Here is a 12,940-nt window from a genome sequence, read left to right as displayed (position 1 = left end):
CCGGACACCGTGTGTCCGTTCGCCGCGGTGTCCGCCCGCGCCGGGAGTGAGGGCGTTCGCCGCGACGACCGCCCTCACCCCGGCTCACCCGTCGTCAGTCGCCGACGGCCTCGTCGATCTGTTGTGCGGTCGCCATCGCGCCGGTCCACAGCCGTACGTCGGCGATCCGGGCGGGCAGGTAGTGCTGCCACGTCCCGTCCGTGCTGCCCTTGCCGAGGGCGAGGTCGCCCGAGCCGGTCTTCGCCGTGTACGCCTGCGCGTCACCGTTGACGACACTGCCGAGGTAGAGACGGACCGTGCCGTCCCCGGTGTCGTAGACACCCGTCAGCCGGACCATGCCGTCCACCGAGGCACTCTCCTCGGAGGCCACCCCGCTGAACTCGCCGTCGGCGTCGAACCGGCCGAAGTACCAGAAGCCCTCCGGAACGGTCTTCTCCTCCAGCGTCTCCTCGTCCAGAACCGTGGCGCTGCCGGTCCGCTTGTACCACAGGCCCCACGCCGATCCGTCCGCCGTGCGCTGTCCCACGACCTGGCCGACGTAGCCGACGGGCTTGGCGAGGACCTTGTCCGCGTCCAGCGCCGCCAGCGCCGTGACCGTGAACGAGCCCGTGTCGTCCACCACCGGTCCCGAGGCTGTGGCCGCGTCGTCCGCACCGTCGAGGACGATCGCCCCGTCGTCCAGCGCGGCCCCGCCGGCCAGGGTCAGGGACCTGCCGTAACCCGAAAAGGCGTCCGGGACCGTGGTGCCGCTGCCCCGCTCCGGCGACCAGTCCGCGACCAGCTCCACCGCCGCGTGGTTCGGCGAGTTCATGAGCCGGGCATCGTCGGCGACCAGTTCGTCGGTCAGGGCCTGCTGCCAGACGGTGACCTCGTCGATCGAGCCGGCGAAGTAGTCGGTGTAGGCGTCCCGCCACAGGACGCGGCCAATCTGCAGACCGTCCTCCGCCGCCCAGGCCGCGGACACGGTGTCACTGCCCTGCAGCCGGCCGTTCACATACAGCCGGATCTGCTTCTTGTCCGCGTCGTACACGGCCGCAAGATGCGTCCACACACCCTTTGCTGCGGGCTGGGTGGCCGTCACCTTCTGCTCGGTGATGTTGCCGTCGGTGGCGTCCTTGGGGGACGTGCTCAGCGTCCATGTCCCCTCGGCCTCGCGGTAGGTGAGGTAGAAGCCGCTGTAGAAGCTGCCGTTCTGGCCCAGCACCGTCTGGTTGTGCGTCACGCCCGGCTTGAGCATGGCCCATGCCGAGACGGTGTAGGAGGCTCGGGTGTCCACCACGGCCGTGCTGGTGGCCGCGTAGTCGCTGGTGCCGTTCAGAGTCAGACCCTGGTCCGTGACGGGCGTCCCGAGCGCGTTGCCCTCGGCATCGTGGGTGATCAGGCCGCGGCGACCGCGGTCGTCCCGTGCCGCCCCGTACAGGGCCGCGTCGTCACGGCCGTCCACGGTGGCGGAGTCGAGGGCCGCTCCCGTGGTCTCGTCGAAGTGGTACCGGCCGACCGGGCCCGCGCCGGAGTCCACCAGGAAGTCCGTCACGGACTGCTCGCCCCAGCCCAGCGTGTCCTTCGCCCGCACGTACACGCGGTGCAGGCCCCCACGGGTGGGTGTGACCTTCGTCGTGGCGGTGGCGCCCTTCAGTTCGGACGACCACGCGGCCTGCGAGGACAGTTTGTACTGATAGGAGACGTTCGTGTCACCGGACGCCGGCTTGAACGTCAGCGTCGCCACCTCACCGGGACCGCCGGAGGCCGCGCAGGCGTTCGTCGTGCACTCCGTGTACGGCGAGGAGAGCGTCACCTGCGGGGCCTTGGGCCGGGTGGAGTCGATACGGAAGTAGCAGAAGCCGTCGGAGGCGGCGCTGCTGAGGTGGCTGGAGCCGTAGTACGACCAGGTCCAGGCGTGGTACCGGTACAGCTTGCCGTCGGCCAGGGACGACCACTTCAAGGACACCGCCCTGTCGTCGTCGACGTACCCGGTCGACGGGCCGAGGGAGCCGTTGCCCGGGTTGACGTCCGTCCAGGAGCCGTCGGCGTTCTTCACGTCGATGTCGAAGTACACCCGCAGTTGGGCGGTGTCGTCGTTGCCGCCCGCCTTGGTCTGCGCGGTGGCCTTCAGCGTGGGCGCCGGGTACGAGACGATCGACGCATCGGCCTCACGCTTGTCGCACACCGGGGCGGTACTGCTCCCGCCCCCCTGGATGCCGACGGCGGACGGCTTGTCCGGCAGACCCACGTACTTCACGGCCAGGACCGCGTCGTTCTTGAACCGCTTCCACGCCGAGGTGTCACCCTCGTCGTGCGCCCGGACCTCCAGCGTGAGCCGGGAGAACTTGCCCGCCGCGAAGCTCGCCACGGTCGGGGTCAGGTTCTCGTTGCTCTCCTCGGGATTGTCGTTGAACTCGATCGGCGCGTCCGGCGAGTCGGGGTCGCACAGCGAACCCCGACCGGCCGACACATACCGGTCGACCATCCAGTCCAGTTCCTTGGGCCGCGACGACCACGTAGTGGACGAGGAGATGTTGTTCGTACGGACCAGATCCACCCAGCGCGGATCACACTGGAACGCCCACGGCTCCGTCACCCGGAACGTGGCGTCCAGCACCTTCTTGCCCCGCAGACTCGACGGCGAGAACTCGTAGTACAGCTTCTGCACATAGCCCGGACCGCAGTAGTAGCCGCTCCAGGAACCGCACTTGCCAGCTCCCTTGCCCCGGTCGTCGTCCCCGTTGCCCCAGCCGTAGGACTCATAGCCGTCACTGCGCAACAGGGTGCGCTCCGACTCGCCCCACGTCACCGTCGGGTCGATGAACACCGGGAAGGCGTCCGCGTCGGTACCGGCCAGCATGTCCGCGTCCGGAACGACCGACAGGCTGCCCTTGCCCACCTCGACGTCCATCCGGGCCACCGTGTCGCCCTGCCCCGGCTCCAGACCGGAGCCGGACGGAGCGCCTTCCGCCGGGTCCGCCGGCTCACCCGTCGTTCCGTCCCCGCCCACCGCCTGCGACAGCTGCGCCTGCGACTTCGACAGCGACGACTCGGTCGGCGACGACTTCGACTGCTGCCGGGCCCCGTCGGAATCCGCCGCTCGGCCCGCCGAGTCCCACATCCGCGCCGGAGGCGCCCGGAACACCGTGGCACCGTTGCCGTCGATCGCCGCGAGCGCACCCGACGCGCCCTCACGCACGGACAGCCCTTCCGTCTCCAGACCGAACGTGAGCTCCTTCAGCTCCTCACTCGCCGCCGCCTCGGGCGTCTTGACCACCAGCACATGCTGGAAGCTCTCCGGCGTCGCCGTCACCTTCAGGTCGACACCCGGCAGCACCTCCGCATACACCGCACTCGAACCCTCGAGTCGCGGAGCAGGCAGACCGCCCGGCCAGTCCAGAGCCAACGAACGGCCCTCGTCCTCGATCCGGGCCAGCGGAGCGCCGTCTCCGCCGCCGGAGAACGCCATCCCCACCGCGGCGCCCTTCGGACCGACCGACCCGTCCGCCCGCTTCACCAGCGTCGCGTCCGGCGTCTGCCAGCCACCCCCCGACGCCCGCACCCGGACCGGGACCGCCGACTCCTCCAAAGTGAACGTGGCGCCGTCCGGGTTGGCGAAGACCGTCGTCCGCTCCGTCCGCTGTCCTGGCACCTCTACCCGCTCACCGGACTCCCGCGCCGCGTCAAGAGCCTTCTGCCCCTCCGACGACGACGCAGCCGGCGCCTCCTCGTCGGCCGCGTACGCCATCGGTCCCGGGACCACCGCGGCGATCACCGCCGCACACACCACCGCGACCAGGCCCGAGGACCCGCCCCGCAATCGGTTCCACATTCCCGCCGCACCCCACCCAATACGTTCACAAGATTTGCCGGAAGTAACTAATGCCTCAACGGGACGGCACGTCAACTGGTTGAAAAAGGACAACACCTCGTCAAGTTCCGCAAGCACACGTGAGGAACGCGACGTTTACCGACGGTTGTATCGACAGCGATCAAGCTTTGATCTCGTTTTCGACGACAGAAGATCAACACCGACCGGAGACAGCCACGGGTGGGCTTCTCCGCGACGGGTCGAAACCGCTCTCCGCAGGACTTGCTGCTCCATCAGCTTTCAGCCGGTGCATTAGCTTGCCGACACCCCTGAAGCGACTGGAAGGACCACCCATGCCCCGGGAAGCGCCGTACCTCGCACTGGCCGACGCGCTGCGGAGACGCATACGCGCGGGAGAGTGGGAGATCGGCGCGCGACTCCCGTCGCGAGCGCGGCTCGCAGAGGAGTACGGGGCGGACGCAACGTCGTACAGCGGGCCGTGGACCAGCTGATCATCGACGGGCTCCTGGAAGGACGTGCGGGCTCGGGCACGTACGTCCGCAGGCCGCGACGCCGGCTTCCTCGGCGCAGGCGACCGCGAAGAAGATGATCGGCGACTCGGCCGAGTTCCAGTGCTTCTCGAAGATCGTCGACCACGAGAGCGACTGGAACATCCACGCCACCAACACCTCCAGCGGCGCGTACGGCCTGGTCCAGACCCTGCCGGGCTCGAAGATGGCCTCGGCGGGCGACCACTGGAAGACCAACGCGGCCACCCAGATCGAGTGGGGCCTGGATCACATGAAGGACCGCTACGGCAGCACCTGCGACGCCTGGACCTTCTGGCAGTCCAACGGCTGGTACTGACCCGGCCGGTGTCCCCGGCGTCAGCGGTTCAGGTCCAGCACGGGCAGGCCCCGCCCCTCGTACGACTTCGGGGCCACTGTGGCGATCAGCGCGTCCGCGCCCCACTCGGGCAGGTGACGGGCCGCATGGATCGCCGCGCCGATCCCTGGCGGCACTCCGTCGCGGCTCAGCTGTGCCACCGCAAGCACGGCCGGACAGTCGAGGTCGACGGTGTGCATCACGTCCAGCTGCCCCACGTGCTCCGTGATGCCGAGAAGCTCACGCTCCGCCTCCAGCACGGAAAGGGCCGGCACCCACAAACGGGTCTCCGTCTCGAAGTTCGCGCGGTGGATGAGAGCGGACACCTGCCGATTGCCCGACAGCGCCACGAGCGTGGGCGCGTCGAGAACGAGGTGGTGCAGGATCACCCGGCATCACTCTGCTGCCGGGCGAACGCCTCCCGGAGCCTGCGTCCCATCACCGCGCTCTCCTCGTCGTCCACCTCGACCCCGAAGTTCTCGGCCAGGTAGGCGCGCGTCCGCTCAGCCCGCTCCCGACGCTCTTCCTCCGTCAGCGTCGACTCCGCGAACTCCTGCACCAGAGAACGAATAGAAGTCCCCCGCGCCTCCGCGATCACCGCCAACGGGCCGCGAGATGATCGCGCCATGACCGAGATCGTTCTGATGTCCGACCCGAAGGTCGCCGCCGTGCCCGTCCAGGAGTGCGGCGAACGACTCGTCGACGTTCTGCGGGACAGCCCGCTGCTGGTCGACCGGCGCAAGTGGCAGGACTCCGCGGGCGCCTTCGCCCACCTGCGGGAAGGCGTGCTCGCCCGGCTCCTCGAAGCCCAGGCGCAACTGCCGCCGGGACTGCGGCTGCTCTTCGTCGAGGGATACCGCCCACCCGCCCTCCAACGCCGCTACTTCGACGAGTACGCGACCCGGCTGCGCACCGAAAACCCCGAGTGGTCCCCCGACCGGATCCGCTCGGCGGCCAGCCGTTACGTCTCCCCGCCAGAGATAGCCCCCCACAGCGCGGGCGCCGCCGTCGACTTGACGCTCGCGGACCTCGACGGCCGCGAACTCGACCTGGGCACGCGCATGAACGCGACCCCGGAGGAGAGTGCGGGCGCCTGCTACACGCACGCCGACAGCATCAGCGACGAGGCCCGCTCCCACCGTGCCGTGCTGGGCACCGCACTCACCGCGGCGGGCCTGGTCAACTACCCGACGGAGTGGTGGCACTGGTCGTACGGAGACCGCTACTGGGCCCTGGCGACGGGCGCGGGCGCCGCGTGCTACGGCCCCGCGGAACTGGGCTGACTCAGGCCGCGCCCGTCCGGAAGCGGCGCCGGTACTCGGTCGGGGTCGTGTCGAGTCTGCGGCGGAAGGCTCTGACCAGGGTGTCGACGGTGCCGAAACCGCAGGCCGACGCGACGCGTTCCAGGGTCGCGTCGGTGGATTCCAGCTGCTGGCGTGCCGCCTCCACGCGCGCCGACTCGACGTAGGCGTACGGGGTCGTGCCGAGTTCGGTCTTGAAGATGCGGGTGAGCTGCCGGTCGCTGACGTGGGCGTGGGCCGCGAGGTCGGCGACGGTGAGCGGTGCGGCGATGTTGCCCAGGATGTGGTGGCGGAGGTCCTCGACGCGCCGGGTCGTGGAGACCTGCTCCAGCGGCACGCTGAACTGGCTCTGCCCGCTCGGCCGCTTCAGGTACATCACGAGCTGCCGGGCCACCCGGAGCGCCACCGCCTCGCCGAGATCGTCGGCGACGAGGGCGAGGGAGAGGTCCAGGCAGGAGCTGATGCCCGCGCCGGTCCACACGTCGCCCTCGCGGATGAAGATCGGGTCGGCGTCGACCTCGACCGCCGGATGCTCGTCGGCGAGCTGCCGCGCGGTCGACCAGTGCGTGGTGGCGCGCTTGCCGTCGAGCAGCCCGGCGGCGGCCAGGACGTGCGCCCCGACGCAGACGGACGTGACCCGCCGGGTGCGTGCCGCGAGGCGCCGCACCCACTCGACCACGACGGGGTCGGTGACCGCCCGGACCCGGCGCCGGCCGTCGATCTCGACCGCGCCGGGCACGATCAGGGTGTCGATGCGCCGCGCGGACAGGTGCTCGAAGGTGGCGTCCGGCAGGACGCGGACTCCGGCGGCGGTGGTCACCGGGTCCATGGTCACGGCGGCGAGGACCACCTCGTAGCCCGCCGCGTCCTCCGTCTCGCGCCGGGCGAGGGAGAACACCTCCGGCGGCCCGGTGACATCGAGCAGGTCGACGCCCTCGAAGAGCACGACGACGATCAGTCGTCCGACGGAGTTCACGGTTCCTCCCGCTGTCCCACGGCCATGTCGGTATCTGCAGGTTAGACGACATTGCCGACATCACCGGGCGAGCCCTAGCGTCGTAGGAGCAGGCCGACGGCCTTCACCCACACCCGGATTCGAGGAGTTCCCATGCCCAGAACCACGCTGCGCCGCCTCAGCGGGCTCGACGACACCCCCGCGAAGCTCGCCGACTCCACGCTGGTCCTCGTCGACTACCAGAACACCTACACGACCGGCGTGATGGAACTCGACGGCTGGCAGGCCGCGCTGGACGCGGGCGCCCGGCTGCTGGCCCGCGCCCGCCGGGAGGGTGCCAGGGTCGTCCACGTCGTCCACGACGGCGGCGAGGGCAGCCCGTACGACCTCGGGGCCGAGATCGGGCAGATCCACCCGAGCGTCGCCCCGGTCGACGGCGAACCCGTCGTCACCAAGAAGGCGCCGGACTCCTTCTTCGGCACCGACCTGGGCGAGCACGTCGACGCGGCAGGCAACAACGACCTCGTCGTCGTCGGCTTCATGACCCACATGTGCGTGGCCTTCACCGCCCAGGGCGCCTTCCTGCGCGGCAACCGCCCCACGGTCGTCGCCGACGCCTGCGCCACCCGCGCCCTGCCGGTCGCGGACACCGAACTCGACGCCCGCCAGGTGCACTACGGCGCCCTCGCCACTGTCGCCGACATGTACGGGGTCGTCGTGCCGTCGCAGGAGTCCCTGACCTAGGGGCCCTCGGTCAGGTCCCGGAGCGCGCGCAGCAGTTGCGCCCGCTGCTCCTCGCCGAGAGGTGCGAAGAGGTCCCGCAGGACGCCGGTCGCCAACTGCCGCCCTTCCGCGAGTGCCGCCCGCCCGGACTCGGTGAGCGCGTGATCGAGGCGTCGCCCACGGCCTGCGGACCGGGTGATGAGCCCGCGCTCCACGAGCCGGTTCGCGAGGGTGCCGAACGCCTGGTCGCTCTGGAACGTCGCGACGGCCAGTTCGTGCCCGGAGGCTCCGGGCATCCGCTCGATGGCGCGCAGTGCGTCCCACTGAACGAGGCTGACCCCGGTCTCGCGCAGTGCGGCGTCCATCGCGCGGTGGTTGCGGTACTGCGCACGTTTGATCGCCTGCCCGAGGACTTCCAGGTCGGTCGCCATGGTGTTAGCGTATCAACACTCGTATATAAACATGTTGATACGAAGCCAGCAGGAGCGTCATGAACATCTCTCTCGTCCAGGGCCTTCCCGCCCTCCGGGCCGGCTCCCCCGCAGCAGCACGCACGGCACTCGTACTGCACGGCGGCGGCGGACCCCGGACCGTCGCGCCCCTCGTGGGGCATCTCGCGGCCACGATGCACGCGTTCGCGCCCACGCATCCCGGCTGGGAGGGCACGACGCGCCCCGACTCCATCGCCTCGGTCCCTCAGCTCGCGGCCGCCTATCTCGCGCGCCTGCGCGAGATAGGCGGCCGAGACGTCGTGCTGATCGGATCCTCGATCGGCGGGTGGGTGGCTCTCGAGATGGCCGTGCAGGCCGCCGCCGACGACCGTTGTGCGGGAGTGATCGGGGGCGTGGTCGTCATCGACGGCGTCGGCGCGGTGGTGGACGGCGAACCCGTCGCGGACTTCTTCGCCCTGGACGCCCGTGGACTCGCCGAGGCCGCCTGGCACCACCCGGAGCGCGGTTACGTCGACCCCGCCCGCCTCACCGACGAGCAGCGCGCGATCCAGCAGGCGAACGGCCGCACCATCGCCGCCGTCGCGGGCCGGAGCATGAGCGATCCGACGCTGCTCGGCCGGCTCGACACGGTGGACGTCCCGGCACTCGTGGTGTGGGGCGAGAGCGACCGCATCGTCACGCCTGTCTACGGGCGAGCCGTCGCACGCGCCATACCCGGCGCGCGGTTCGTCGAGGTCCCGGAAGCCGGGCACCTCCCGCACCTCGAAGCCCCGGACGCGACCTGGGCGGCGATGGAACCTTTCCTCGCAAAGCTCTAGCCGGGCCGGTGCGGAACCGCCCCGCACTCGAACCACACCGTCTTGCCGCCCTTCGGCCCCGCCACGCCGCCGTCGCCGTCCGCGACTCCAGAACCCCGTCGGGCCGGGGACTCACCCTGACCCCCGCCGCCTTCACCGCCTTCGTCGGCTGGGCGACCGCCACCGCCGGGTAATCGGGCCCGGTCCGGGCCAACGTTTCCGTTCGAATTATCGTCTTCGCACGTGTGTCCACACCGGGCACCCTCGATGACCTCGAACGGAAACCCCGACCGTGGCCCCTGCCGAACTCACCGTCACCCGGACCGAACAGCGTCAGGACAGACGTCCGGGTGACGCCCTGCGCGCCTTCGGGCGCCGGCATCGCGTGCCGCTGCTCGCCACGCTGCCCACCGTTCCGCTGTACGTGGTGTGGTGGGCGTTTCTCGCCACCGGCGGCGGTGACCTCGCCGCGCAGGAGGCGTGGGCGGACTTCGCGTCGCGGCACGGGGGTTCGGCGTACGGGCTGTTCTGGTACGGCGGGATGCACACCGCCAACTACAGCGTCATCTCCCCGTACTTGATGGCGCTGGTCGGTGTCCGCACGGTCACGGTCGTGTCCGGGCTCGCCGCCTCCTGGCTGGCGGCCGTGCTGGTCGTGCGGTGCGGGGTGCGCCGGCCGGTGTGGCCCGCGCTGCTCGCCTCGCTCGCGCTGTGGTGCGACGTCGCCTCGGGCCGGGCCACCTTCGCGCTCGGCGTCGCGCTCGCCCTGGCGGCCTGCGTGCCGCTGGTGCGGGAGCGGCGGCTGTGGCTCGCCGCCGGGTACGCGGCGCTGGCGACGATGGCCTCGCCGGTGGCCGGGCTCTTCGTCGCCGTCGTGGGGGCCGCGTTCCTGCTCGTACGGGACTGGGGGCGCGCCCTCTGCCTGCTCATACCCCCGGCGGCCGTGGTCGGGCTGACGACGCTGTTCTTTCCCTTCACGGGGGAGCAGCCGATGGCGTTCGCCCGCATCTGGCCGCCGGTCCTGCTCGGCCTCGCCGTCACCGTGCTGGCCCCGCGTACCTGGCGGGTCGCCCGGTGGAGCGGGGCCGTTTACGCGCTCGGGACCGTGCTGACGTATCTGATCGCCTCGCCGGTCGGGACGAACGTCGAACGGTTCGCGGAGCTGTTCGCGCCCGCCGTGCTGCTGGCGGCCCTGCTCACCGCCCCGCCCGCGCTCACCGCGGACCGGGTGCGGCGGCTCGCGCGGGGGCTGCTGGCCGTCGCGCTCGCCTACTCCGTGTGGTGGGTGGGCGGCAAGACCGTCTCCGATCTGCGGGTGTCCACCGTCGTGCCCGCCTGGGCCGCCGAGACGGACGGTGTCGTGGCGGCCCTGCAAGGGCTCGGCGCCGACCGCACGCGGGTGGAGGTGGTGCCGGCCCGCAACCACCGCGAGGCCACCCTGCTCGCCCCGCACGTCAACCTGGCCCGCGGCTGGAACCGGCAGCTCGACGTGGAACGCGGCCGCCTCTTCTACGACGGCAGCTTCTCCGCGGCCACCTACCGGGAGTGGCTGGACCGGTGGGCGGTCGGCTTCGTCGTCGTTCCGCTCGGCAGGCCGGACGGCCCGGCCAGGGCGGAGGCGGAGCTGGTACGGGACCCGGAGCTGCGGCCCGACTGGCTGGAGCCCGTCTGGCGGGACCCGCACTGGCTGGTCTTCCGGGTGCGGGACGCCGTACCGCTCGTCTCCGCGCCCGGCACCGTCGTGTCCACCGGCCCCGCCGACCTCGTACTGCGCGTGGAGCGGCCCGGCGCGGTGACCGTGCGGGTCGCCTGGTCGCCGTGGCTGCGCAGCGACGGCGGGTGCCTGAAGCAGGACGGCGAGTTCACCCGGCTGACCGTCGGGGCGCCGGGCGAGTACCGGATCAGCTCCCGGTACGGTCCTTCGCCGGGGCCGGGGGATCGCTGCTGACGCCGGGCGCGGGCGCCGCGACCTCCTTCGCCGCCGCCGTCCGGGCCCGCGGGCCCTGGAACCAGTACGTCAGACCGAAGCCCGCCGCGACCACCGCCGCGCCGCCCACCGCGTCCAGGACCCAGTGGTTTCCGGTCGCCACGATCGCCGAGACGGTGAAGAGCGGGTGGAGCAGGCCCAGGGCCTTCATCCACATCCTCGGCGCGATGATCGCGATCGCCACGCCGCACCACAGGGACCAGCCGAAGTGCAGTGACGGCATCGCCGCGTACTGGTTGGTGAGGTGCGTCAGCGTGCCGTAGTCCGGCTTGGAGAAGTCCTGCACGCCGTGCACGGTGTCGATGATCCCGAGCCCTGGCATCAGCCGCGGCGGGGCCAGCGGGTAGAGCCAGAAGCCGACCAGGGCCAGCAGGGTGGCGAAGCCCAGGGAGGCACGGGCCCAGCGGTAGTCGACGGGCCGGCGCCAGTACAGGACGCCGAGGACGGCCAGCGGGACGACGAAGTGGAACGACGTGTAGTAGAAGTCGAAGAAGTCCCGCAGCCAGCCGACCTCGACCACCGCGTGGTTGATCGCGTGCTCGATGTCGATGTGCAGGAACCGCTCGATGTCGTGGATCTGCGTGCCGTGCTCCTCGGCGCGCGCCCGGCCGGCCGAGTTGCTGCCGCCGGTCGCCGCGAGGCGGACCTGGGAGTAGGCGGCGTAGGTGACCCGGATGAGGAGCAGTTCCAGGAGGAGGTTGGGGCGGGTGAGGACCCGGCGCAGGAACGGCAGCAGCGGGACGTGCTTGAACCGGGTCGGGACGGGGGGCGCGTAGGCCGTGGGGACCGGGGTGTCGAAGTAGGGCGACGTGCGCGGCAGGAAGGGCACGGCGACGGCGGCGGCCAGCGCGGCGAGCAGGACGACGTTGTCCCGCAGCGGGTACAGGGCCGACATGTCCGGCAGCATCATCTTCGCGGGCAGCGTCATCACCAGGACGACGGCGACCGGCCACACGTACCGGTCCGAGGCCCGCCTGCCGACCCGGCCGACGACCGCGGGCAGCACCCACAGCAGCTGGTGCTGCCAGGTGGCCGGGGACACGGCCACGGCCGCGCAGCCGGTGACGGCGACGGCGAGCAGCAGCTGGCCGTCGCGGGCGTAGCGCACGGCGCGGCGCAGCGCGAGGACGGCGACGGCGGCGCCGAGCAGGAGGAAGAGGGCGATCTCCAGCGGGCCGTTCAGGCCGAGGCGGAGGAGCACGCCGTGCAGCGACTGGTTGGCGAGGTCGTCGGCCTCGCCGCCCAGGCCGACGCCCGCCATGTGGTGCACCCAGTACGTGTAGGAGTCCTGGGCCATGGCCGCCCAGGCGACGGCCGTGCAGGCGGCGAACGTGATCCCGGTCGACACGGCGGCGCGTCTGCGGTCGGTGAACCACAGCAGCGGGACGAAGAGGAGAACGGTCGGCTGGAAGGCGGCGGCGACACCGATCAGCACGCCGCCCGCCCGGTCGCCCTGGGCCCCGCGTACGGCGAAGCAGCCGAGCAGGACGAGGAGGACCGGGATGATGCTGGTCTGGCCGAGCCAGAACGCGTTGCGCACCGGGAGCGACAGCATCAGCAGGCTGATGGCGACCGGCGCCGCCAGCAGCGCCGTACGGCGTCCGACCGGCTGGGGCAGGGCGCGGGCGGCGACCAGGCCGAGGGCGACGACCAGCAGCAGCGAGCCGAAGGTCCAGCCCCAGCCGAGGGCCTGCTCGGCGGCGCGGGTGAAGGGTTTGAGGACGAGACCGACGAACGGCGTCCCGGTGAACTGGGTGGAGTCGTAGAGGGACCCCTCCACGTGCAGGACGCCGTGCTCGCCGACCCAGGTCTCCAGGTCCGTCAGGCGTTCCCCGCGCGGGGTGCCGAGGACCGCGGCCACCTGTCGTACGGCCAGCACGGCGGCGATCAGCCACAGGCCGAGGCGTGCGACGCGCCATCGTGCTCTGGTCACGTCGGCGGCCGAGGCTCCGAAGGACTCCGCCGGTCGCCCACTGTGCTCCGCATTCGCCACGCCTCGTCGGCCTCCCGCCCCGTTCGTACCGTACGTACCGCGCTCGTGGACGCG

The 12,940-nt window shown here is 71.5% G+C and carries 11 protein-coding genes and 2 pseudogenes; 7 read left to right on the top strand and 6 right to left on the bottom strand.

The features are described from left to right. Window positions 1–94 precede the first annotated feature (94 nt). Entirely contained in the window at window positions 95–3,814 is a 3,720-nt protein-coding gene (locus tag R2E43_RS26645; RefSeq protein WP_093456062.1) for a LamG domain-containing protein, read from the bottom strand. A gap of 332 nt (window positions 3,815–4,146) precedes the next feature. On the opposite strand from R2E43_RS26645, the pseudogene R2E43_RS26640 reads away from it, so the two are divergent. Together R2E43_RS26640 and R2E43_RS26635 are read left to right on the top strand one after the other, a co-directional pair. Beyond that, window positions 4,147–4,400: pseudogene (locus R2E43_RS26640) on the top strand (winged helix-turn-helix domain-containing protein); the annotation flags it as partial. After that, window positions 4,358–4,660 (top strand): annotated as a pseudogene (locus R2E43_RS26635) (aggregation-promoting factor C-terminal-like domain-containing protein); the annotation flags it as partial. The pseudogenes R2E43_RS26640 and R2E43_RS26635, both read left to right, overlap by 43 nt. A 20-nt stretch (window positions 4,661–4,680) precedes the next feature. Here R2E43_RS26635 and R2E43_RS26630 read toward each other — a convergent pair. Both R2E43_RS26630 and R2E43_RS26625 read right to left on the bottom strand, forming a co-directional pair. Continuing rightward, a complete protein-coding gene (locus R2E43_RS26630; RefSeq protein WP_332056633.1) occupies window positions 4,681–5,067 on the bottom strand; it encodes a PIN domain-containing protein in 387 nt (128 codons plus the stop codon). Continuing rightward, the gene (locus R2E43_RS26625) at window positions 5,064–5,237 is read right to left on the bottom strand and encodes a hypothetical protein (protein WP_259334335.1); all 174 of its coding nucleotides are present in this window, start codon (window positions 5,235–5,237) and stop codon (window positions 5,064–5,066) included. The genes R2E43_RS26630 and R2E43_RS26625 overlap by 4 nt, the downstream gene beginning before the upstream one ends. A 67-nt stretch (window positions 5,238–5,304) precedes the next feature. Between R2E43_RS26625 and R2E43_RS26620 the strand changes: the two genes are divergently transcribed. Then, on the top strand, window positions 5,305–5,961 hold the full coding sequence (locus R2E43_RS26620) for a M15 family metallopeptidase (RefSeq protein ID WP_003976477.1): 657 nt from the start codon (window positions 5,305–5,307) through the stop codon (window positions 5,959–5,961). A 1-nt stretch (window position 5,962) separates the two neighbouring features. Here the strand turns inward: R2E43_RS26620 and R2E43_RS26615 are convergent, their stop codons facing one another. Continuing rightward, window positions 5,963–6,955, bottom strand: a complete 993-nt coding sequence (locus tag R2E43_RS26615; protein WP_326653093.1) for a GlxA family transcriptional regulator — start codon at window positions 6,953–6,955, stop codon at window positions 5,963–5,965. A 132-nt stretch (window positions 6,956–7,087) separates the two neighbouring features. Between R2E43_RS26615 and R2E43_RS26610 the strand changes: the two genes are divergently transcribed. Next, complete coding sequence (locus R2E43_RS26610; RefSeq protein ID WP_011028285.1) at window positions 7,088–7,678, top strand: cysteine hydrolase family protein; 591 nt, start codon at window positions 7,088–7,090, stop codon at window positions 7,676–7,678. Here the strand turns inward: R2E43_RS26610 and R2E43_RS26605 are convergent. Continuing rightward, window positions 7,675–8,088: a MarR family winged helix-turn-helix transcriptional regulator gene (locus tag R2E43_RS26605; protein WP_011028286.1), complete on the bottom strand. Its 414-nt coding sequence runs from the start codon at window positions 8,086–8,088 to the stop codon at window positions 7,675–7,677. The two genes, R2E43_RS26610 and R2E43_RS26605, sit on opposite strands and share 4 nt — an antisense overlap. Window positions 8,089–8,147: 59 nt before the next feature. On the opposite strand from R2E43_RS26605, the gene R2E43_RS26600 reads away from it, so the two are divergent. The 3 genes from R2E43_RS26600 (at window position 8,148) to R2E43_RS26590 (ending at window position 10,854) form a co-directional block, all read left to right on the top strand. Continuing rightward, the gene (locus R2E43_RS26600) at window positions 8,148–8,927 is read left to right on the top strand and encodes an alpha/beta fold hydrolase (RefSeq protein WP_093456064.1); all 780 of its coding nucleotides are present in this window, start codon (window positions 8,148–8,150) and stop codon (window positions 8,925–8,927) included. A gap of 8 nt (window positions 8,928–8,935) precedes the next feature. Continuing rightward, window positions 8,936–9,100, top strand: a complete 165-nt coding sequence (locus tag R2E43_RS26595) for a DUF397 domain-containing protein (RefSeq protein ID WP_093456065.1) — start codon at window positions 8,936–8,938, stop codon at window positions 9,098–9,100. A 98-nt stretch (window positions 9,101–9,198) separates the two neighbouring features. Continuing rightward, window positions 9,199–10,854, top strand: a complete 1,656-nt coding sequence (locus R2E43_RS26590) for a hypothetical protein (protein WP_332056632.1) — start codon at window positions 9,199–9,201, stop codon at window positions 10,852–10,854. Here the strand turns inward: R2E43_RS26590 and R2E43_RS26585 are convergent. Beyond that, on the bottom strand, window positions 10,808–12,886 hold the full coding sequence (locus R2E43_RS26585) for a bifunctional glycosyltransferase 87/phosphatase PAP2 family protein (protein WP_161270029.1): 2,079 nt from the start codon (window positions 12,884–12,886) through the stop codon (window positions 10,808–10,810). The two genes, R2E43_RS26590 and R2E43_RS26585, sit on opposite strands and share 47 nt — an antisense overlap. Between the last annotated feature and the right edge of the window lie 54 nt (window positions 12,887–12,940).

The organism is Streptomyces violaceoruber (assembly GCF_033406955.1).
Taxonomy (GTDB): Bacteria; Actinomycetota; Actinomycetes; order Streptomycetales; family Streptomycetaceae; genus Streptomyces; species Streptomyces violaceoruber.
The sequence above is the reverse complement of the archived record's forward strand: the minus strand, read 5'-3'. Positions and strand labels throughout refer to the sequence as shown.